General features: G+C 64.0%; 18 protein-coding genes. 7 read left to right on the top strand and 11 right to left on the bottom strand.

Annotation, left to right across the window (positions count from 1 at the left end; translation table 11 throughout):
- Nucleotide 1 precedes the first annotated feature (1 nt).
- Together A7Q26_RS20365 and A7Q26_RS20360 are read left to right on the top strand one after the other, a co-directional pair.
- Nucleotides 2–1150, top strand: coding sequence for an acyl-CoA dehydrogenase family protein (locus A7Q26_RS20365; protein ID WP_228221265.1), 1149 nt, complete (start codon nt 2–4; stop codon nt 1148–1150).
- Between the two features lie 27 nt (nt 1151–1177).
- The gene (locus A7Q26_RS20360) at nt 1178–1957 is read left to right on the top strand and encodes an SDR family NAD(P)-dependent oxidoreductase (protein ID WP_066863630.1); all 780 of its coding nucleotides are present in this window, start codon (nt 1178–1180) and stop codon (nt 1955–1957) included.
- A gap of 39 nt (nt 1958–1996) precedes the next feature.
- Here A7Q26_RS20360 and A7Q26_RS20355 read toward each other — a convergent pair whose 3' ends face one another.
- The gene (locus A7Q26_RS20355) at nt 1997–3040 is read right to left on the bottom strand and encodes an aldo/keto reductase (RefSeq protein WP_066863627.1); all 1044 of its coding nucleotides are present in this window, start codon (nt 3038–3040) and stop codon (nt 1997–1999) included.
- 101 nt (nt 3041–3141) lie between these two features.
- Between A7Q26_RS20355 and A7Q26_RS20350 the strand changes: the two genes are divergently transcribed.
- Entirely contained in the window at nt 3142–4098 is a 957-nt protein-coding gene (locus A7Q26_RS20350) for an NAD(P)-dependent oxidoreductase (RefSeq protein WP_066863624.1), read from the top strand.
- Nucleotides 4099–4103: 5 nt separating this feature from the next.
- Here A7Q26_RS20350 and A7Q26_RS20345 read toward each other — a convergent pair whose 3' ends face one another.
- Genes A7Q26_RS20345 through A7Q26_RS20310 form a run of 8 tightly spaced genes read right to left on the bottom strand, consistent with a single transcriptional unit; the run spans nt 4104 to nt 13398 of the window.
- Nucleotides 4104–4910 (bottom strand): FAS1-like dehydratase domain-containing protein, encoded by an 807-nt coding sequence (locus A7Q26_RS20345; protein WP_066863621.1) that lies wholly within the window; start codon nt 4908–4910, stop codon nt 4104–4106.
- 5 nt (nt 4911–4915) lie between these two features.
- Nucleotides 4916–6553, bottom strand: coding sequence for an acyl-CoA dehydrogenase family protein (locus A7Q26_RS20340; protein ID WP_066863618.1), 1638 nt, complete (start codon nt 6551–6553; stop codon nt 4916–4918).
- Nucleotides 6550–7764: a CoA transferase gene (locus tag A7Q26_RS20335; RefSeq protein ID WP_066863615.1), complete on the bottom strand. Its 1215-nt coding sequence runs from the start codon at nt 7762–7764 to the stop codon at nt 6550–6552. Before A7Q26_RS20335 ends, A7Q26_RS20340 begins: the two co-directional genes overlap by 4 nt.
- 9 nt (nt 7765–7773) lie before the next feature.
- Entirely contained in the window at nt 7774–8925 is a 1152-nt protein-coding gene (locus A7Q26_RS20330) for an acyl-CoA dehydrogenase family protein (protein ID WP_066863612.1), read from the bottom strand.
- A 28-nt stretch (nt 8926–8953) separates the two neighbouring features.
- Nucleotides 8954–10162: an acetyl-CoA acetyltransferase gene (locus A7Q26_RS20325; RefSeq protein ID WP_066863609.1), complete on the bottom strand. Its 1209-nt coding sequence runs from the start codon at nt 10160–10162 to the stop codon at nt 8954–8956.
- A 28-nt stretch (nt 10163–10190) separates the two neighbouring features.
- On the bottom strand, nt 10191–11639 hold the full coding sequence (locus tag A7Q26_RS20320; RefSeq protein ID WP_066863606.1) for an OB-fold domain-containing protein: 1449 nt from the start codon (nt 11637–11639) through the stop codon (nt 10191–10193).
- Complete coding sequence (locus A7Q26_RS20315) at nt 11636–12472, bottom strand: MaoC family dehydratase (RefSeq protein WP_066863603.1); 837 nt, start codon at nt 12470–12472, stop codon at nt 11636–11638. The genes A7Q26_RS20320 and A7Q26_RS20315 overlap by 4 nt, the downstream gene beginning before the upstream one ends.
- Before the next feature lie 5 nt (nt 12473–12477).
- A complete protein-coding gene (locus A7Q26_RS20310) occupies nt 12478–13398 on the bottom strand; it encodes an SDR family NAD(P)-dependent oxidoreductase (RefSeq protein WP_066863600.1) in 921 nt (306 codons plus the stop codon).
- A 103-nt stretch (nt 13399–13501) separates the two neighbouring features.
- Here A7Q26_RS20310 and A7Q26_RS20305 point away from each other — a divergent pair, with 103 nt between their 5' ends.
- The 4 genes from A7Q26_RS20305 (at nt 13502) to A7Q26_RS20290 (ending at nt 18865) form a co-directional block, all read left to right on the top strand.
- Entirely contained in the window at nt 13502–14293 is a 792-nt protein-coding gene (locus A7Q26_RS20305) for an IclR family transcriptional regulator (protein ID WP_198163006.1), read from the top strand.
- Nucleotides 14290–15318, top strand: a complete 1029-nt coding sequence (locus A7Q26_RS20300; protein WP_084439237.1) for an acyl-CoA dehydrogenase — start codon at nt 14290–14292, stop codon at nt 15316–15318. The genes A7Q26_RS20305 and A7Q26_RS20300 overlap by 4 nt, the downstream gene beginning before the upstream one ends.
- 12 nt (nt 15319–15330) lie before the next feature.
- Nucleotides 15331–16485, top strand: coding sequence for an acyl-CoA dehydrogenase family protein (locus A7Q26_RS20295; protein ID WP_066863595.1), 1155 nt, complete (start codon nt 15331–15333; stop codon nt 16483–16485).
- Between the two features lie 334 nt (nt 16486–16819).
- Nucleotides 16820–18865: a 3-hydroxyacyl-CoA dehydrogenase NAD-binding domain-containing protein gene (locus A7Q26_RS20290; protein WP_066863593.1), complete on the top strand. Its 2046-nt coding sequence runs from the start codon at nt 16820–16822 to the stop codon at nt 18863–18865.
- Between the two features lie 46 nt (nt 18866–18911).
- Here A7Q26_RS20290 and A7Q26_RS20285 read toward each other — a convergent pair whose 3' ends face one another.
- Both A7Q26_RS20285 and A7Q26_RS20280 read right to left on the bottom strand, forming a co-directional pair.
- Nucleotides 18912–20228, bottom strand: a complete 1317-nt coding sequence (locus A7Q26_RS20285; RefSeq protein ID WP_198163005.1) for a spinster family MFS transporter — start codon at nt 20226–20228, stop codon at nt 18912–18914.
- Nucleotides 20229–20345: 117 nt separating this feature from the next.
- Nucleotides 20346–21455 carry an amidohydrolase family protein gene (locus A7Q26_RS20280; protein ID WP_066863590.1) on the bottom strand — a complete coding sequence of 370 codons (1110 nt, stop codon included), beginning with the start codon at nt 21453–21455 and terminating at the stop codon, nt 20346–20348.
- Nucleotides 21456–22014: the final 559 nt, after the last annotated feature.

The following is a 22014-nucleotide window of genomic DNA, read 5'->3' as shown; positions in this document are numbered from 1 at the left end:
CATGGTCATGAAACGCAATCATTATACGCCCGAACAGGAGCAGTTTCGCGACGCCTTCCGCCGCTTTCTGGAGCGGGAAGTCGTGCCGCATTCGCCCCGCTTCCGCGAACAGGGCATGATCGACCGGGATGTCTATCGCAAAGCGGGGGAGGGCGGTTTCCTCTGCTACTGGGTGGAGGAGGCCTATGGCGGCCTCGGCCTCGCCGATTTCCGCTACGACCAGCTTATGTATGAGGAAGTGACCAGGAGCCATGAGACCGGGCTCTGGATGGGGGCGCTCAACCGTAACTCGCCCCCCTATATCGCCAAATATGGCACCGAGGCCCAGAAGCATCACTTCCTTCCCAAACTCGTGTCGGGCGAGATGATCTGCGCCATCGCCATGACGGAGCCGGACGCGGGCAGCGACATCGCCGGCTTCAAGACCCATGCCCGGCCACGCGGCGATGGCAGCTGGGTTCTGAACGGACAGAAGACCTATATTTCCTACGGCCTGACCGCCGACTTGTTCGTGGTGGCGGCGAAGACCGATCCTTCCAATCCGCGCCAGCTTGGCCTGTTCCTGGTCGAAAAGGGGATGCCCGGCTTCCGTCCTGGCCGCAAGCTGGAGAAACTTGGCTTCCTGAGCCAGGACACGTCCGAACTCTTTTTCGAGGATGTCGAACTGTCGCCGCAGCATGTGATCGGCGATCCGGCGCGCGGGTTCGACTATATGCGCGGTGGACTCGCGGAGGAGCGGATCACCACCGCCGCCCAATCCCTTCCCAACGCGCAGGAAGCCATCCGTCTCGCGGTCGACTTCACCACCGGGCGCAAGGCGTTCGGCCAGCGCATTGCCGACTTTCAGAACACGAAGTTCAAGCTGGCGGAACTACGCGCCGATGTCGATTGCGCCCAGGCCTTTCTCGACCATTGCGTCGACCTGTTCAACGCGGGCGAACTGGACCCGGCGACGGCCGCCGCCTGCAAGCTCAAATGCACCGAAGTACAGGCAAGGGCCGTCGATGAATCGCTGCAACTTCATGGATCTGCCGGTTACATGCAGGAATATCCGATCTGCCGGCTCTATGCCGACGCGCGCATCTCGCGGATTTTCGCGGGCACGTCCGAAGTCATGAAGATCGTCATCGCGAAAGACATGCTGGGCTGACCGGCGCATCATCAGGGAGAATATCATATGGACGTGAATGGACTTTCGGCCGTCGTCACCGGTGGCGCTTCGGGCCTCGGCGCCGCCACGGCGCGCGCGCTGGCGGCCAAGGGGGCCAGGGTCGCGATCTTTGACCTCAATGTGGAAGCGGGCGAAGCGATCGCTCGCGAAATCAGCGGCGTCTACTGTGAAGTCAACGTCACGTCCGACGACTCGGTCGATGCCGGTTTCGCCAAGGCGCGCGCCGCGATCGGACAGGAGCGTATCCTCATCAACTGCGCGGGCATCGGCCCCGCTGCAAAGACCGTCAGCCGTTCGCGCGAGGACGGGTCGATCAAACATTATCCGATGGCGCAGTTCACCACGATCATCCAGGTCAACCTGATCGGCACGTTCCGTTGTATCGCCAAGTCGGCGGCGGGCATGGTGGCGCTCGACCCGCTAGGATCGGGCGAGCGAGGCGCGATCGTCAACACAGCGTCGGTCGCGGCGGAGGATGGCCAGGTCGGCCAGGCTGCCTATTCCGCGTCGAAGGGCGGCATAGTTGGCATGACCCTGCCGATCGCCCGCGACCTGATGGGCGAGGCGATCCGGGTCAACACTATCCTGCCGGGTATTTTCGAAACCCCGCTGATGCTGGGTATGCCGCAAAATGTCATCGACAGCTTGGGTGCGTCGGTGCCGTTCCCCAAGCGCCTGGGCAAGCCTTCTGAATATGCAATGCTCGCGCTTCAGCTCATCGAAAATCCCTATTTCAATGGTGAGGATATCCGCCTCGACGGCGCGATCCGCATGGCGCCGCGCTGAATGGCGGGCGGGGCGGTGCATCGGCCGCCCCGCCGTCCATCATTCCCCTGTCTTGTAGCGCACGAAGAGTTGCGGATTGCGCTCGTGCGTGAAGATGCGGTGATGCGAATTGGGATATTGCATCGGCGTCTGGCTCGCCCGGTCGAGTGCTTCCATTTCTTCGTCTAGAAGCGACCATTGTGTCGCCGCCAGATTGTCCGCCAGTTGCGCGTCGGTGCGCGCGCCCACCAGCACGGCGGACACGCCCGGACGACGCAGCAGCCAGTTCAGTGCGACCTGGCTGTGGCTCACACCGCCCCGCGCCGCGACGATCGCGTCGATGGCGTCCAGCACGGCGGCGCCTGTCGGCGTCTCATAGGCCTTGAGCCGGCCGCTCTGTTGCAGTCGCGTTGGCGCGCCGGTATCGCCCCGGAACTTGCCGGACAGGAAGCCCTGCGCCAGCGGACTCCATATCAGCGCCCCCACGCCCTGATCCACGCCGCAGGGCAGCAGTTCCTGCTCGGCATCGCGCACCATCAGCGAATATTGGATCTGCTGGCCGACATAGCGCGCATAGCCCCTCTCCCGCGACACCGCCTGGGCTTTCATCAACTGCCAGCCGGCATAGTTGGAACAGCCGATATAGCGTATCTTTCCTGCCGTCACGAGGTCGTCCAGGGCGCGCAATGTTTCCTCCAGCGGCACCAGCGCGTCGAAACTATGTACTTGATACAGGTCGATCCAGTCCGTGCCCAGTCGCTTGAGGCTCGCGTCGCACGCATCAATCAGATGGCGGCGGGACAGGCCAGTGTCGTGATCGTTGCGGCCCGTGCGCCCGAACGCCTTGGTCGCGACGACGACATGTTTGCGCCGGGGCCCCAGCGCTTCGCCCAATATCTCCTCCGACCGTCCTGCCGCATAGACGTCTGCCGTGTCGAACAGGGTGACCCCAGCGTCCAGGCACATGTCGATCTGCCGCATGGCGTCCGCGCCGCGCGTGGCGCCCACACCGCCAAATTGCCCGTCGCCGTCGGAAAAGGTCATGGCACCAAAGCCCAGTACCGAAACCGCCAGGCCGCTGTTGCCCAGATATCGCCGCTCCATAAGCCCGCTCCTTCAGCAATGGTATTCTAGGTTATATATGTTGCTATCCGTGACGGACGGCTTATCGTCAAGGCATCGGATCAAATGAGGGACTGGAAAATATGGCGGCAAGCCATCCGACGATCGGCCCGCGCGTCCTGGTCATGAGCCGCGCCATCTTGAAGATGCTGCGGCCGCCACCCGGCGAGTTCGACTATGTCTGCCTTGACGACCATGCCGATCGCGATCGCTATCTGGCCGAACATGGCGCGGGCATCGCAGCCATCATCGCCGCGGGTATGGAACGACTCGATGCTGCCCGCCTCGCTATGCTGCCCGACCTCCAACTGATCGCTGTCGTCGCGGCGGGGATGGCTGGCATCGATCTCGATGCGGCGCGGGCACGCGGCATAGCGGTGTGCAACGCGGGAGACATTAATGCGGGCGACGTCGCCGAATATGCCGTTACGATGATGCTGGCGCATCGCCGCGATCTCATGGCGAACGACGCCTATGTCCGGTCTGGCCGCTGGGCGGAAGCGCGTCTGCCTCCCGGCCATGCGGTATCGGCGCAGCGCGTAGGCATCGTCGGCCTCGGCCATATCGGACGCAACATCGCGCAGCGGCTCCACCCCTTCGGTTGCGAGATACGCTGGTGGGGCCCCAATCCCAAGCCTGTGTCGTGGCAGCGGATAGAGTCGCTTGAGGCGCTTGCCGATTGGGCGACGACCTTGCTGGTCGCGGTTGCGGGCACCGACGAGACGCGCGGCCTTATCAGCGCGGACGTCCTCGACCGGCTCGGCGCAGACGGCCTGATCGTCAATGTATCGCGCGGCTTTGTTATCGACGAACCCGCAATGATTGCTGCGCTCAGGGATGGCAGGCTCGGCGGCGCGGCGCTCGATGTGTTCGATGGCGAACCGATCGACGGCACCGGTTGGGTCGGCGTCCCCAATGTGCTGATGGCCCCCCATGTCGCGGGCGCGACCATCGAATCGCTGGCGGCGGTGATGCAGGGCGCGCTCGACAATGTACGCCGCCATTTTGCTGGCGAACCGCTGGAGCGGCGTGTCGTCTGACCGCGTTAGCCGCTCAGGCGCCCGATTGCGGTCATATGGTCATGCCCCTCCGCCGATCGCACATGCAGCGCGACGGTATCGCCCGCTATCATGCCGAGCAGCCGCAAGGGCGCATCGGCAAAGGCGGGTGCTACCGCGCGAAAGCTGAACTCCCGCAAAGCGTCCGGTCCGGCCATGCGATCAGCCAGGTCCAGCAGCAACGCGGCCATCAGCGGCCCGTGCACGACCAGGCCAGCATATCCCTCCGCTTCGCGGGCATAGGGCAGGTCGTAATGGATGCGGTGGCTGTTGAATGTCAGCGCGGAATAACGGAACAGCAGAGGCGCACTAGGCGTCACTACCCGTTCCCAGTCCCAGTCCTTTTCCGTCTGGGTTTCGACTATGGCAACGGGCGCGGCGCCGGGCATGGCGGCCTCGCGATAGACGATCGTTTGCCTCTCGCTGACTGCTGCCTGGCCGTCGGCGGTGACATCGTGGGCGACTATGACGAACAGCAACCGGCCGCTGCTTCCCGATTTCTCCGTACTGCTCTCGATCCGGCTGGTCCGCTCCACCCGCGCGCCCACGCGAATGGGCGCATGGAATGTCAGCGCGCTGGATGCCCACATTCGGCGCGGGAAGGCAGCATGGTGGGGCATTGCGCCACCGCCACCTGCTGGATGCCCATCCGCGCCCAGCGCGGCCGTCTCCGCTTCGGGCGTGTTGAGGCACCAGTGGATACCCTGCGGCGCGCCGTCCCGCACCGCCCTGTCGAACGTCGCGGCATAGCGGGCGGCGAGTGCGGGCGTAAGGGTGTCGCTGTGCCGTTCCATCGCCGTCAGTTCCTGTTCGTCAGCAGCCCGCGCGCGATCACCTGCGCCTGAATCTCGGCCGCACCCTCGAATATGTTGAGGATGCGCGCGTCGCACAACAGCCGGCTGATCTCATATTCCAGCGCATAACCGTTGCCGCCATGGATTTGCAGCGCATTGTCGGCGTTGGTCCACGCTACCCGTGCAGCCAGCAGCTTGGCCATGCCCGCTTCCACGTCGCAGCGCCGCCCCTTGTCCTTCTCGCGCGCTGCGAAATAAGCGAGTTCGCGCGCCGCGATCGTCTCCACCAGCATCATCGCCAGCTTGTCCGACACGCGCGGGAAGTCGGCGATCGGCCTGGCGAACTGCCGTCTTTCGATCGCATAGCCATAGCCCAGCTCGAACGCGCGCCACGCGACGCCCACTGCGCGCGCGGCGGTCTGGATGCGCGCGCCCTCGAATGTCTGCATCAGCTGGCGGAAACCCTGTCCTTCCTCGCCGCCCAGCAAGGCCTCGCCCGGCGCAGCAAAGCCGTCGAACATCAGTTCATATTCGCGCATCCCGCGATAACCCAGCACGGCGATCTCGCTCCCGCTCATCCCTTCCGCCGGGAAGGGCGTGTCGTCGCTCCCGCGCGGCTTGGGCGCCAGGAACATGGAAAGCCCGGCATTGCCCGATCCCCCGGTCCGCGCCAGCAGTGTCATCAGGTCGGACCGGGCTGCATGGGTGATCCATGTCTTCGCGCCCGATATGCGCCAGCCGCCTTCCTTATGCTGGATTGCGCGGGTGCTCAGTTGCGCAAGATCGGACCCGTTGGATGGCTCGGTAAATACCGCCGTCGGCAATATTGTCCCGCTAGCAATTCCCGGCAGCCATTGCGCCTTCTGGGCGTCCGTGCCCGCCAGCCCGATCAGCTCGCCCGCAATTTCCGACCGGGTGCCCAGCGACCCCGCGCCGATCCAGCCGCGCGACAGCTCTTCGGTGACGACGCACATCTCCAGCTTGCCCAGCCCCAGCCCGCCATATTCCGGCGCTATGCAGACGCCGAACGTCCCCAGCGCCGCCAGCTCGGCGATCGTCTCATCGGGTATCAGCGCGTCCGCCAGATGCCATTGATGGGCGTAGGGCGTGATTTTATCGACGGTGAAGCGTCGATATTGCGCCCTGATCGCATCGATCGTCTCGTCGCCCATATCCTCCGCTATGGTGCCGCCCGCCCGCACATGCGCGATCAGAGCGGCGCGCGCGCGGGGATCGTCCGCCTCCGCCACGAACGCCGCGACCGCCGGATCGGTGCCAAGTTCGCGCGCCGCCTCGGCCAGCCCCAGTTGCGCAGGCCGCACATATTCATTGGCACTGATCGGCAGGCCGCCCAGCATCTGCGCGGCATATTCCCCAAAGGCGAGCGCGAGCACCAGCGCTTCAGCGTCGCCATAGCGGTGCCGCGCCGTCAGCCCCTCCGCCCAGTCGGCCAGCGCACTCAGCGCCGCGACCGTCGTCGCGATCCAGGCCAGGCCATGGGCTGCACGCTGGTCGGCATCGAGCCGCCTGGGGTCGATCTTTCCGCCGGGCGCCACCCGGGCTGCCACATGGACCTGTGCCGCCGCGCCATAGCGCCGCAGCGCCTCCAGCGCCGTGCGCGCCCGTGCTATCGTCTCTGTCATGCGCGCGCCGCTATCCCCCTGTCGATCAATGCGCCAATCTGCCCCGACCCAAGGCCCAGCAGGTCGGCCAGTATCTCCTCGCTGTCCTCGCCCAGTCGCCGTGCGCGCCGCGGGGTTTCGCGCATCTGGGCCGGCAGGGTCGCCATCGCGCCGGGCACCGGATAGCGCAGCCCGCTCGTTTGCTGGATGGTCGAAAAAAGCGGATTGTCCGCCACCAGCACCGGATCGCGCACCGCCTGCGCCATGTCCTGGTAAGGGCCCCAGCAACAGCCCTGCGCATCCATCGCTACCCTCAGCTCCGTCGCGTTGCGGCGTGCGACCGCGCTCTCGACCAGCGGAAACAGCGCGTCGCGATGGGCAAAGCGCTCGCCCTCGTCGCGGGCGAAGTTGACGCTGCGGGACGCCTCGATTCCCGCGACCGCCTCTTCCAGCCCAAGCACGGAGACCAGCCCGCGCCATTGCCGCGGCGTGATCGCCATTATCATCAGCCGTTGACCATCGGCGGTCAGGAAGTCACGCCCGAACGCGCCATAGACCGCATTGCCATGACGAGCCCGATTGCCGGTCTGCAATGTCTCGGCCAGCTGTCCCAGATTGGCGATGGTGGCGATGCCGACATCGGCAAGTGGAATCCGGACTTCCTGTCCCATGCCAGTCTCGCGCCGGTGCAGCAGGGCGGCGAGCATGGAAAAGGCCGCATAGGCGCCGGTCAGCAGGTCCCACGCCGGCAGCACATGGTTGACCGGCGCGTCGCCCAGACTGTCGGGCCCGGTGATCTGCGGAATGCCCAGTGCGCAATTGACGGTATAGTCGAGCGCCGGGCCGCCATCGGCTTGCCCCATGACCCGCACGGTGACAAGGTCGGCGCGTCTTTTTGCCAGCCTTTCATGACTCAAAAAACCATCGACGGGAAAGTTGGTCAGGAACAGCCCCGCATCCGCGCCCGGCGCCGTCGCGAGGGCCGCGAGGAGTTCCCGTCCTTCCGGCGCGCCCAGATCGAGCGCGACCGATTTCTTGCCCTTGTTCAACCCTTCCCAATAAAGGCTCGCGCCAGTCTCCGCCTTGGGCCAGCGTCGATAATCCGGCCCCCCGCCGATCTGGTCGACGCGGATGACGCTCGCCCCCATCTGCGCCAGATAGAGGCCGGCGGTCGGCGCCGCCACGAAGGATGACGCCTCGATGACGCGTGTGGAGCCGAGAAGCTGGTACATGGGTGGACCTTAACTGCGCGCCGCGAAGTCGCGGATCATCTGTTTGGCGATCACCAGCTGCTGAATCTGGGTCGTGCCCTCGTAGATGCGATAGATGCGCGCATCGCGGAACAGCCGTTCGGCTTCATATTCGGCCAGATAGCCCGCGCCTCCATGGATCTGCACCACCCGGTCGACCACGCGCCCGCACATTTCGGTCGCGAACATCTTGAAGGCGGAGGCTTCGAGCGAAGCGCGACCCCGTTCGGATCGCGCGCAGGCGTCCAGCATCATGCACTCGCTGGCATAGATTTCCGCTTTGGAGTCCGCCAGCATCGCCTGGATCAGCTGGAACTGGGCGATCGGCTCTCCGAACGCCTTGCGTTCCATCGCATAACGCAGCCCGGTTTCCAGCGCCCTTTCCGCCAGCCCCAGCGCGGCCGCGCCCACCGAAAGCCGTCCTGAATCCAGCGCCTGCATCGCGGCGAAGAAGCCCCTGCCTTCCTCGCCGCCCAGGAGGGCGCGGGCGGGTACGCGCACATCCTCCAGGATGATGTCGGCTATTTGCGCGCCGCGCTGTCCCATTTTCTTGTCGGGGCTGCCCAGCGATACCCCCGGCGCATCCATGTCGATCAGGAAGGCGCTGACATGCGCGTTGCGCGGCAGCGGCTCGGCGCTGGTGCGCGCCATGATCAGGCCGATCTTCGCGAAGGGGGCGTTGGTGATATAGCGCTTCGTACCGTTCAGGATATAGTCGTCGCCGTCGCGGACCGCGCGGGTCTTGAGTGCCGCCGCATCGGACCCGCTATCCGGTTCGGTCAGGCCGAAACAGGCGATCTCGCCCGCCGCCGACCGGCTGAGCCATTCGCGCTGCTGCTCGGGCGTGCCCCCTTTTTTCAGCGCGGTCGAAAACATGCCGGTGTTGATTGACATGGTCGCGCGGAAGGCGGGGGCTGGCCAGCCCATTTCGCGGATGACGCGGATATACTGGCTGATGCTCAGGTCCGCGCCGCCAAATGCCTCCGGTGTGGTCAAGGCGAAAAGGCCCATGTCGCGCATCTCCGCCAATATCGCGTCAGGCACACGATCGCTGTCGATCACGTCCGCCTCGGCGGGGATCAGGCGCTCGCGAATATAGCGGCGCAACTGATCCAGAAACGCCTCGAACGTCTCTTCATCCATGCCCGACGCTCCTTCCGATGATGTGACCTCAAGCATCGGCCAGCCCCACGATGGCAACGGCCGACACATTCTGGCTCGGCATCCCGCCCAGATTGTGGCTCAGCGCCAGGCTGGGCGGCGTCTGCCGCTGCCGCGCCCCGGCGCGGCCCAGCAATTGCAGATAGTTTTCGTAGATCATGCGCAAACCCGACGCGCCGATCGGATGGCCGAAACATTTGAGGCCGCCGTCGATCTGGCACGGCACCTTGCCATCGGCGTCGAACATGCCGTCCAGCACATCCTTCCAGCCCTCCCCTTCCTTGGAGAGGTAGAGATCCTCCATCGTCACCAGTTCGGTGATCGAGAAACAGTCATGCACTTCGGTCAGGCTGATCTGCTCGCGCGGATTGGTGATGCCGGCTTCATGATAGGCCTTCTCCGCAGCGATGCGGGTGGTGTGGAAATAGCTTCCATTCCAGCCGCCGCCATGCTGCAATTCCCAACCATTGGAGCTGGCGATCTGCAAAGCCTTGATCGTGACGATATCGGTCTTGCCCAGCGCGCGGGCGATATCGGGCGTGGTGACGATGGCGCAGGCCGCGCCGTCCGACACGCCGCAGCAATCGAACAGGCCCAGCGGCTCGGCGATCATCGGGGCATTCAATACGGTGTCCATGTCGACGGCCTTCTGCAAATGGGCCTTCGGATTCTTCGCCCCATTGGCATGACTTTTGACCGATACATGGGCAATGGCGCGTTTCAGATCCTCCTTCGAAACACCGTGCGTGTTGCGATAGGCCGATGCGAGCTGCGCAAAATTGCCCGGCGCCGACCCGGTAATTCCGGTCATGTCATGCATGGTCCCGCGCGTGCGGACAGGCAGCCCGCCATAGCCGGTGTCCTTCAGCTTCTCGACACCCAGCGCCAGCGCAATGTCCGCCGCGCCCGACGCCACGGCATAGACCGCGCCCCGAAAGCTCTCCGTGCCGCTCGCACAGTAATTCTCGACCTTGGTGACGCCGATATTCTTCAGCCGCAGCGCGGTTGCGAGCGGAATGCCCGACGGGCCGATATTCACCGCATCAAAGGCTACGCCCAACCACGCAGCATCTATCTGCGACGTCTCGATTCCCGCATCAGCGATCGCCTCCTCATAGGCCTCGACCATCAGCTGGTCGGCGTCCTTGTCCCATCGCTCGCCAAATTTGGCGCAGCCCATGCCCAATATGGCGACCTTGTCCTTGATACCGCGTGCCATAGACTTTCTCCTTGGCTGGAAGCGCCGATCAGGCTGCCGGAACGGCCTTCCAGAAATATTTGGTGAAGTCGCGAATCTCGTCGATCGCCTTGATGCGGAACATCATCGCCATGTCGCGTCCGACCTCGACATCGTCGGCCTCGACATCGGTGAACTCGGCCATCATCCGGCCGCCGCCCTCGAAGTCGATCATGCCATAATAGCTGGGCGGGGCAGGGGAGTAGGTCAGCGCGTCCGCCGTATAGGTCACGATCCGCGCCTTTCGGTCGGCCAGCGGATAATCCTCCTGCGTCCCGAAGCCATGATCGTTCGGATTGACCGATATGTCGCTCCTGGGGAACTGCACGACCCCAGTCTTCGCACACCGCCCGCCGACGAGTCCCAGCACCGCCTTGCGGTTGCGCCACAATGTGGTGCCTGGCTGCTTCTGGTCGGCCTCGGCGCGCATTCCCCGATCGAGGCCGAGATTGCCGCGATGGAACAGCCAGCGCAGGTAATTGCCGTCCTTGACGCCGCGAGCCAGCGATCCTGCGACACCGCGCGCGGGCGAAGCGCCGCTGCCGGTCGCCTCGAACAACAGCAGGTCCACACCCTGGCCGAAGGCCACCAGCACTATCTTCTCGCCCGCGCGCGCCGTCTCCAGCGCAGCAGCAAGCAGCAGGAACGGATGTGCGACGCCGCTGTCGCCCACGCTGTCACCCAACCGGTCGGCCACCGCTTCGGCCCTGATCGCGGCCTTTTTCGCCAGTCCTTCGGCGACGCCCCGCGCGGTGATCGGCACAATGAATCGGTCGATGTCGGCCCCTGTCACGCCCAACGCCGCGAAACCATCGGTCAACGCTGCGCCGATCATCCCGCTATAGCCTTCGTCGCGGATCCAGCGGCTCTCCCAACTATAGTCGAAGTCCTGGCCGGACGAGCGAAAATGGTCGACGAAGTCGATCGTGACGCTGTGGCTGCCCAGATATTTCGCGACAACATCACCCTGGCCGATAAGCAGCGCGGCGGCCGCATCGCCCTGCACCATCTCGGATTCTGAGGCGGGTCTGGACAGCCGCATTTCCGACGCCAGCGCCAGATGCGGTTTTGCTCCCCCCTTCGCCGCCGCCAGCGCCTGGATCAGAGCCGACGTCGCCACGCGCTGCCCCCCGGTCACGTCAAATGCGCCAGTCGCATCGTTCAGCGTCAGCGCCTCCTTGACGACGCCGCTGTTCAGCCGGTCGGCGAAGGGCAGGGTGGTCGATGCCAGGCTGACCGATCCCACCGCGCCGCGCTGGTCCTCCGGCACCGCGTCGCGCGCTGCCTCCACCGCCATGGTGATCGGATCCTCGTCCCAGTTGGCGATCGCCCGCTCGCCCTTGGCCAGCCCTTTGAGGCCACCGGCGAACCAGCCATTGGCGGCGAAGATCGCCGATCGCTGGAGCCGGTTGCGCGGAATATAGGCGCCAAAGCGCAGGATGCCGGTTTCGCTCGTCATTGGAACTCCACATAGCCGTTGTTGAGGACGAGGCGGTCGCGTTCCACCACGCGCGCGGTGAAGGCGGCCTTGCCCTCGCCCTCGCGCCAGATTGCCGTTTCGATCGTCTCGCCGGGAAAGACTGGCGCCGAAAAGCGCGCATCCATACGCTTGATCCGGTCCGGCCGATTGTCGGCCAGCCCGCGCAGCAGTGCGCGACCAACGATACCGTAGGTGGCCAGGCCATGCAGGATCGGACGCTCGAACCCGGCTGACAGCGCTACCTTGGGGTCGGCGTGCAACGGGTTCATGTCGCCCGACAAGCGATAGAGCAGCGCCTGATTGTCGGCAGTGGGCAGCGCGATCATCAGGTCGGGCGCGCGATCGGGGATCGCATGAGGCAGGGGCTGGCCCTCGGACGATCCACCGAATCCGCCGTCGCCGCGCAGGAAATTGGTGTTACGCACCGTCGCGATATGGCGGCCGTCGTCGGCGTAGATTTCACGCGTCTGGTAGACGATCGCGCCTTTCTCCTGCCCTTTGTCCAGGATCGGCCCGAAGGTCGTATAACCGATCAGTTCGCCCTCGACCGGAAGCGGCAAATGAAGCTGCGCGCTGGTCTCGGCGTGCAATATCTTCTGCCAGGTCACGTGATAGGCCGGGTCGCGCCAGATGAAGCCCGGATAGGCCATCGTTACCGCCATGGTGGGCAGCGCCTCCAGCCCCTCTTCATAGACGAACGGCAATTCTTCCGCACCCACGCCCAGCGCATAGAGCATGACCTTGAACGGATTGATCTTTTGCCGCGTCTCGATCGGCGGCATGTTCAGCAGGACCTGTGGGTCAAAGGCCATGATCGTCAGACCGGATCATAGGGCCAGATTTCGGCCGACCGCGCGAGCGGCATCATGTCGTGCGCCATGGCAGGCAGCAGGTCGCTGACGATAGTGTCGGGCGTCCACCCGCCGGAACGCTGCATCGTCTTGATCGGGCGCGGCTTGTTGAACAGGAAAATCTCGTTCTTGCGCACGCCGAACGTCTGGCCGCTGACGTCCCTCGCTCCGTCGGAAAGCAGCGCGGCGACCATCGGCGCGATCTTGTCCGTGGTCATCGTCTTCATCCGCTCGATCCGCTTTTCCTCATCCGGGTTGGTGGCGGGGATCGTCGCGATCAAACGGCTCCAGGCGAAGGGCGCTATGCAGTTTGACCGCACGCCAAAGCGCTGCATGTCGAGCGCGATCGAGTTGGACAGGGCGAAGATGCCCATTTTCGCTGCCGAATAGTTGGCCTGGCCGAAATTGCCGATCAGCCCTGATGTCGATGTGAAATGGACATAACTGCCCGACCTCTGGTCCTTGAAATAGGGCGCCGCGGCCTTCGACACATAGAATGATCCATTGAGGTGCACGTCGATCACCTGCTTCCAGTCGACGATACTCATCTTGTGGAAGATGCGGTCGCGAAGGATGCCGGCATTGTTGACCACGCCATCGATCCGCCCGAACTGCTTTACGGCATCCTCGATGATCGATGCCGCGCCCTCCGGCTCGGCGACGCTGGCGCCATTGACGATGGCCTTGCCGCCCTCTGCCCGGATCAGCGCAGCGACCTCCTCGGCCGGCCCTGCATCGGCGCCTTCGCCCTCTGCCGATGCGCCCAGGTCGTTGACGACGACGTTCGCGCCCTGTCGCGCACATAGCAAGGCGATATCGCGGCCGATGCCGCGCCCTGCACCCGTCACCGCCACCACCTTGCCATCCAGCCGTGCCGAATCGCCCATGTCTATCCTCTCCGCATTTCGATTTCCCATGATCTAGCTTACCTATATAACTTATTCAACTATGCGAATGGACATTCATGATCGTGAATGGTAGGGTATGGCCATGGACATGCCTCGCCCCGATCCTCAACTCCGGCCGCCGGTCAATTCGGTGGTGCAGGCGATTGCGATATTGCGCCATCTGGGCGCGCTTTCCGAACCACAGGGCGTTACCGCCATTGCGCGTGCCCTTGGACTCAATCCCAGTTCCTGCTTCAACGTGCTCAAGACGCTGCTGCGCGAGGATCTTGTGAGCTTCGACGCGGTGTCGAAACGCTATGCGCTCGGTCTTGGCACGATCGATCTCGCGCGGCTTGCGCTGGGCCGCGATGCGGTCGTCCGCGCGGCGCATCTACCCATGGCGACGCTCGCCGGGCAGTTCGATGCTGCCGTAGGCCTCTGGCGTCTTACCGAAGGCGAACGCCTGGTCCTGGTCGCGCTCGCTGAAAGCGCGGAGGCTATGCGCATCCACATGGTGGTTGGCCAGCGCCAGCCCGCCGCCGCGGGTGCGACAGGTCGCGCGGTGCTTGCGCGTCGCGCCCTGGATGATGCGGCCATTGCGGCTGTCCATGCCGGCATCCGCTGGAAAAGCGCGCCCGATCCGCAGGAGTTCATCGCCCAGGTGCGCGCGGCGGCGGCGAAGGGCTGGGCGATTGACAATGGTCAGATCAATCACGGCATCTCGACGGTGGCGGCCGCGATCGTGGATACAGGCGGCGCGCCGCGCTTCGTCCTCTCCGCGTCTATGTTCAGCGGCCGGGAGAATGCCGAGGGTATGGATGCCATCGGCGCGGCAATGCGCCAGGCGGCGGACGCCATTGCCCAATCGGCCTATGCTATGGAGATGGCCACATGAGCGATGCAGCGATGGTCCTTGGCACGGCCGATCGGCTGATGGCGGACCAGTGCGACGACGCGACGGTGCGCAGCGCACGGCGGGGGGCTTGGCCGGCCTCCCTGTGGAACGCGATCGCACAGATGGGCCTGCCGCTGGCGCTCGTGCCCGAAGGATCGGGCGGCTTCGGACTTGATCCGGTCGATGCCTTCGCGCTGGCGCGTCTGGCTGGCCGCCATGCGCTACCGCTGCCGCTTGGTGAAACCATGGCGGCGAACCAGGCACTCGCGCTCGCGGGGCTGCCGCTGGCGGAAGGTCCGGCTGCATTTATCCCTGTCGAGTCGGGCCTCGTTCTCCGCGACGGGCGCATTACGGGCACCGCCGATCGCGTGCCTTGGGGGGCCACCGTCGGCACGCTGGTCGTGGAATATCTGCTTGGCGGCGCGCGCCATGTCGCCCGGCTGGACAGTGGATGGCGCGTGGCGGAGTCGGGGACGAACATCGCTCATATGCCGCGCGACAGGCTGTCGATTGATGCCGCCATAACCGCCACAGCACCTGCGCAAGGCCATCCTCTTTACCTCATGGGCGCGGGCCTTCGCGTCCTGCAGATCGCCGGTGCGCTGGACCAGGTACTGGATCTCAGCATCGCCCATGTGTCCGATCGCAAGCAATTCGGGCGCGCCCTCGCCACATTCCAGGCGATCCAACATGAACTGGCCCGGATGGCAGGCGAAGCGGCCGCCGCGGGCGCTGCCGCCGGTTTGGCGGCGGAGGCGCTGGCCGAGGCCGCCGGCGACCCGATGCTCAGCGTTGCGGCCGCCCGCATCCGCAGCGCGGAGGCGGCGAGCGTCGCCGCGGGCGTCGCCCAGCAATTGCATGGCGCGATCGGCTTTACGCAGGAGCATCGCCTGCACTGGTACACCAGTGCGTTGTGGAGTTGGCGCGACGAATATGGCGGGCCGCACCATTGGACGCAGTGCTTGGGCGCCGCCGCGCTCGCGGTTGGCCGCGATGGGTTCTGGCCCTTCGTCGTTGCGGCCTGACAGGACGGAAACATGAATCCCATCCGCTTTGCTACGCCCCCTCGCCACGAAGCCGCCGAGGCTTTGCGACACGACGTGCGCGCCTTTCTGCATGATCGGCTGGCCCATGTTCCGCCGATCCGCCGCGCCGACAGCTGGACCGGGGTGGACAAGGATTTCTCCCGTGCCATGGGCGCGAGGGGTTGGCTCGGCATGACATGGCCCAAATGCTATGGCGGGCACGAACGCAGCGCCTTCGAACGCTATGTCGTGATGGAAGAGACTCTGGCCGCCGGCGCCCCTGTCGGTGCACACTGGATCGGTGATCGGCAGAGCGGGCCGACCTTGCTCAAATTCGGAACCGAAGCGCAACGGCGAGCCGTGCTACCGCGCATCGCGGCAGGTCAGGCGATGTTCTGCATCGGCATGAGCGAACCGGATTCCGGTTCCGACCTCGCCGCCACCCGCACCAGTGCCCGGCGCACGACCCAGGGCTGGCGCATTAATGGGACCAAGGTCTGGACCACGGGCGCGCATCAATCCGACTATATGATCCTCTTCTGCCGCACATCAGGCACGCCAGCCGATCGTCACGCCGGGACCAGCCAGTTGCTGATCGATCTCCATGCCACGCCCGGCATTGCCATCCGACCGATCATCGATCTGGCGGGCCAGCATCATTTCAACGAGGTTCATTTCGACGATGCGCTTGCGCCGCTCGACGCGCTGATCGGGCAGGAAGGCAATGGTTGGAACCAGGTGATGAGCGAACTCGCTTTTGAACGCTCCGGGCCGGAACGGTTTCTTTCCTCAATGCAGCTGATCGTGGAACTCATCGCCGTTCTGGGCAAGGGGCATGGCGATCTGGCTCGCGCTGCGATTGGCCGCCTGTCCGCCCATCTCATCATCCTGCGCCGCCTTTCGCGTGGGGTGGCGGCGATGCTGGACGCAGGCGAGAATCCCGCGCTCCATGCGGCCATCGTCAAGGATCTTGGCGCGGTCTTTGAACAATCCGTGCCCGACATCGCGCGCGGTCTGATCGATGCGGAACCCGACCTCGCCGCACGGGCCGACTATAATGCGGTCCTCGCGAAGATCGTGATGAATGCGCCCAGCTGGTCGCTGCGCGGGGGCACGCGGGAAATTCTGCGCGGCATCATCGCGCGGGGCTTGGGAGTGCGCGGCTAGCGATCGGCCCCCGTCGGACCGTCAGCGCCGGTCTGGGCGCGGGAAAAAGCCCTTCCAATGTTGGATTTCCTTTGCTTCAAAGGCGCTTGGCCCGGCCGCTGGACGGAGCGGCGGGACCACCCTGTCGCCGACGGGTCGAAAGGCGCCATAAGGTGACATTGCAGCCGGTATCTTGCGGCACCTTTGTCGCTTTAGGCCCTTTGCACGCGCCGAACCGTCGGCCCCGCATCCGAAAGTGCACCTGGATAACTATGTTCTCTTTCTCCGGTTGCGCGGCGCGCCGAGTCAGGGCAAAGACCGATGCAAACATGCTTTGCAAATCGAGGAGCCTTTCATGAGCGAAGTCGGAAAATACAGCGTCGAGGACGGCGGCATCGGGGTGATCGAAATCGACAACCCCCCGGTCAATGCTCTGGGCATCAAGACGCGCCTGGCGCTCGATGCGGGCTTCCGCAAATTTGCGGAGGACGATAGCGTCAAGGCGATCGTCCTGATCTGCGGCGGCCGCACCTTCTTCGCCGGCGCCGATATTTCCGAATTCGGCCAGCCACCGCAGGAGCCCGGCCTGCACGCGGTATTCGACATCATCGAAAACGGTACCAAGCCGGTGGTTGCCGCGATCCATGGCACGGCGCTGGGCGGCGGTTACGAACTGGCGCTCATCTGCCATTATCGCATCGCCGTGCCGTCCGCGAAGGTCGGCCTGCCCGAAGTCAATCTGGGCCTGCTGCCCGGCGCCGGAGGCACGCAGCGTCTGCCGCGTATCGTCGGCGTCGAAACCGCCCTCGACATCATGACCGGCGGCGCGCCGGTTCCCGCGAAAAAGGCGCTGGAACTGGGCATGATCGACGCCGTGGCTGAAGAGGGCAAACTGCGGGAGGACGCCATTGCCTTTGCTCGCACCGTCGTCGACAAGCCGCTCCAGCGCGTGCGCGACCGCCAGGACAAGGTGGCGCCATCGCGCGGCAAGCCTGAAATCTACGAAGCCTATCTCAAGAAGAATGCCCGTGCCTTCCGCGGCTTCAAGGCGCCCTATAATATCGTCCGCGCCATTGAAGCGGCCGCCGAGATCGAGGATTTCGACAAGGGTATCGAACGGGAAAAGGAACTGTTCGACGAATTGGTGACCAGCACCGAGTCCGCGGCGCAACGCTATTATTTCTTTGCCGAGCGTGAGACGGCCAAGGTCCCCGACGTGCCCAAGGACACGGCGACGATCCCCATCAAGACCGTGGGCGTCATCGGCGCAGGCACGATGGGTGGCGGGATCACCATGAACTTCCTCAATGTCGGCATTCCCGTCACTCTCGTGGAAATGACGCAGGAGGCGCTGGACCGCGGTCTCGGCGTAATTCGCACGAATTATGAGAATACGGCCAAGAAAGGCCGCATGACTGCCGAGCAGGTAGAGCAGCGCATGGCGCTCATCACGCCCAGGCTGGGGCTGGAAGCGCTGGGCGAGGTCGATCTTGTCATCGAGGCGGTTTATGAGGAGATGGGCGTCAAGAAGGACGTCTTCGGCAAGCTCGACAAGATCGCCAAGCAGGGGGCGATCCTGGCGTCCAACACCTCCTTCCTCGATCTGGACGAGATTGCGGCGGCGACCAGCAGGCCTGACTGGGTGATCGGCCTCCACTTCTTTTCGCCTGCCAACGTCATGCGCCTGCTTGAAGTGGTGCGCGGGGCGAAGACGTCGAAGGAAGTGATCGCGACGGCCATGGCGCTCGCCAAGAAGATCGGCAAGGTGCCTGTCCTTTCCGGCGTCTGCTTTGGCTTCATCGCCAACCGCATCATGTCTCAGCGCGGGAAGCAGGCCGACGAACTCGTCCTCGAAGGGCCGACGCCGGAGGAAATCGACAAGGCCGTGTATGACTATGGTTTCGCCATGGGGCCGTTCCAGATGATCGATCTTGTCGGCCTTGATGTCATCGGCCGCGACGAGACCGAGCGCAGCGTTCGCGGCGACCTGGTCAAGATGGATCGCCTCGGCCAGAAGAAGAATGGCGGCTATTACGACTATGATGAAAACCGCAAGGCGACCCCGTCGCCGGTTGCGGCCGCCGCGATCGCGGATTTCGCCAGCTTCAAGGGCGTTGCGAACAAGGGCAAGCTGTCGGACGAGGATATCGTTGCCCGTCTGCTCTACCCGGTCGTCAACGAAGGCGCCAAGGTGCTGGAAGAAGGCATTGCCATCCGTGCCTCGGACGTCGATATCGCTGCGATCCTGGGCTATAACTGGCCCGTCTATACCGGTGGCCCGATGTTCTGGGGCGATACTGTCGGCCTGCAAAAGGTCGTCGACGGCTTGCAGGCCATGGGCATCGAGCCGTCCAGGCTGCTGGTAGAAAAGGCTGCAAAGGGCGAAAGCTTCACCCGCTGATACAGGATGGGCGCGGTCCGCCGGGCCGCGCCCATTGCCCTTTCATTTATTGAGCCGTCACCGGCCGTGCCGCGATTTCCCGCCGCACCAGCTTGGTACCAACGAAGCAAAGCAGGCCGCACGCGACCAGCCCGCCCAGCACGAAGACCAGAGAATAGCGGATCGCCTCCTTGCCGAAGCTCGGCTCCAGCAGGTCGTTCATGACGCCCACGAACACCGGACCCATGCCGATGCCCACAACCGTCGTGCTCAGCGTCAGCAAAGCGGTAATCATGCCACGGTTGCGGACCGGCGACATGCCTACGGCCACAGCATAGGTTGGCGGCATCCAGAAGGTCATGAACAGCTTGGAAAAGAACAGGCCCACCAGCGACAGCATGGGGTCGGCTGCCAGCAGGAAAAGCAGGCCGAAAGGCGCGGCCAGTATCGTGCCCCATCCGGCAACCTGCATATAGACCGCAAAATCGCCCTTCGCGACCCGATCCGCGATCCGCCCCGCGCCGACATTGCCGATAAACAGCCCGCCGGCCACCGCCAGCCCCATCAATCCTCCCACCTGCATCGTCGTCATCCCATGGACGCGAATATAAAAGGTCGGTCCCCACCCCAGGATCGAATAGCCCGCGAAGGAACAGCACATGGCGATGATGAGCAGCAGGCGCAGCGAGGGTGAACGCAGCGCGATGAGAAAGGCCTCCTTCAGCGGCGGCGTTTCCACCTGCTTGCCGACGCCCCCATCCGCCATGCCGCGCGGCGGATCCTTGACGGTCAGGCGGATGCCGATCGCCAGCAGCAGACCGGGCACCCCGACCACGATGAACGCGATCCGCCAGTCGAAGGCAGTGTTGAGCCATCCGCCGAAGAACAGGCCAAATGCGATGCCGATCGCCTGCGATGCCAGCCAGATGCCGATCACCGTGGCGCGTTGCGATATGGGATACAGGTCGGCGAGCAACGACTGGGTTGCGGGACCGCCGCCGGCTTCGCCGGATGCGACGCCGATGCGCGCGACGGCCAACTGAACGAAATTCTGGACGAATCCGCACAGCACCGTAGCAAGGCTCCACACTGTCAGGCAGCCGACCAGCACGTTACGCCGCGATCCCTTGTCGACCATCCGCGCGATCGGGATGCCGGCAATCACGTAAAAGGCGGAAAAGGCGATCCCCGACAGCAACCCCATCGCCGTGTCACTGACGCCCAGGTCTTTCTTGATCGGTTCCAGGAGGATCGCGAGAATCTGGCGATCGACGAAATTCACGACCCCGACCAGGCACAGGATGAACAGCACATAATGGCGTCGTGGCAGCGTCCACCAGCCATGTGTCGCGTCCGTGCCAAGCGCCTTGTCTATGGGCTCCATCCTCATGCTCCTTGATTGTTATCTATATAACCTAGACAACCATGTTCGGAGTGTGGGGACAAGCAAAAAGGGCCGCCACAGCCCGGGCGGCCCTCCCTTTGGTTGAAGCTGACAGCGTCAGGCGAGGATGAGTTGCGGGTCGGGATTGAGCGTATCATGCTTGAACTTGAACAGCCGCGCGGCGTTGCCGCCCAATATGTCGATCTTGTCCTGTTCGCTGATATCGATGCCCGCGAACAGTCCGTCGATCACGCTCCGTGAATGGGGGAAGGTGCCTTCCGCATGGGGATAGTCCGACGCCCACATCAGCGCACGCGTGCCCGTCACCGATCGTGACATGATGCACGCGCGGTCGTGCTGGAACGAGCAGGTCACTTGCCGCTTGATGATCTCCGATGGCATCATCGACAGCTTGGGACGGACGAAGATGTCGTGCGCGACATAGACCTCGTCCATGCGCTCTGCAATCGCGGCCAGCCAGCTGGCGCCACATTCGATGACGGCGACCTGGGCCTTGGGATTACGGTCGAGCAGTCCCCCGGACACCATGTACATGATCGCGTTGATGCCATCGTTCATCTGCATACTGTAATTGATGACGGCCGCGCCCGGGCCACGCTCGTTGACGACGGTCTCGGCTCCAGTTCCGGTGTGCAGCACGAACACAATGCCCAGGTCGCCCGCCAGCTTGAACAACGGATCCCATGCTTCGTCATTATATTTGGGGATACCGGCCATCGGGATGGAAGGCAGCATGACGGCGGTGAAGCCTAGCGTCGCGATGCGGCGAAGTTCCTGCTGTGCATAGGCGAGGTTGCGCACCGGCAGCACGCCGCAGCGCACGAAGCGATCGAGATGACCGGAAAAATACTCGTTGTTCCAATCATTGTAGATTTCGCACTGCGCCAGTTCGGCATCCTCGTCGTCGATTGCGTACAGCCACAGGCCAAGGCTCGGGAACGCGATTTCGGCGTCGATGCCGTCCTTTTCCATGTCGACCAGCCGCCCACCCAGATCATGGATGCCCAACCGGGTCGCGCCACCAAAATCCGGATTCTTTGCCAGGCGCAGTTTGAAGATGGTCTTGTGCGCGGTCTTCGTGACCAGCGCGTCGCCCTCCTTCACGGTGTGCACCGCGTGCTCTTTCAGCGATGCGGGCAGATTGTCGAGAAACAGGCTGTTTGGTTCGCGCACATGGCTGTCGGCGCTGAAAATGAATGGTTTCATGGGCATTGTTCCTTTCCCAAGGGGCGCGTTGCGACGGCCCTCTATTCCTGACTTAATATTTCACCCCGTGCCTGACACGGATATCGATGCCGGGCGCCGGTCCGGCGCGATCAGCATCAAACCCCGCCCTTGCATGCCGGGCATCCGGGTCGGGGCGACGCAAACATCACCTACTCTGCACTTATACTATGTGTCGAAGCGCCTGTCTCGTAAAAAAAGATACCTCTTTCTAAAAAGGAATGCGTGGCTGTGCGGAATGTGACTGGGGCCATGTTCGGTCAACGGGCGCAGCGGTGGAGACCAAAGGGTGGGAGGGTCGATCGGGCGCAGTGGAATGATTCGCTTTTTGGCTCCCGGTTTCGACTGCCTTGCGGCGCTGGCAAGTTGCGCGATCAATGCGAAGCGGAGGGCGTGATCGGCATTATGTCGATGTGTCATCAAGATAGATAACTAGGTTATTGAGCATTATTGGATTAAACTGCGCACCTCGATAAAAGAGATACCTATCTTATTGCCTTCGCCGGGCTGAATGTGTAAATCAGCCTCATATGGACCCTAG

Origin of the sequence: Sphingobium sp. TCM1 (assembly GCF_001650725.1) — a bacterium.
Lineage (GTDB): Bacteria > Pseudomonadota > Alphaproteobacteria > Sphingomonadales > Sphingomonadaceae > Sphingobium.
The sequence above is the reverse complement of the archived record's forward strand: the minus strand, read 5'-3'. Positions and strand labels throughout refer to the sequence as shown.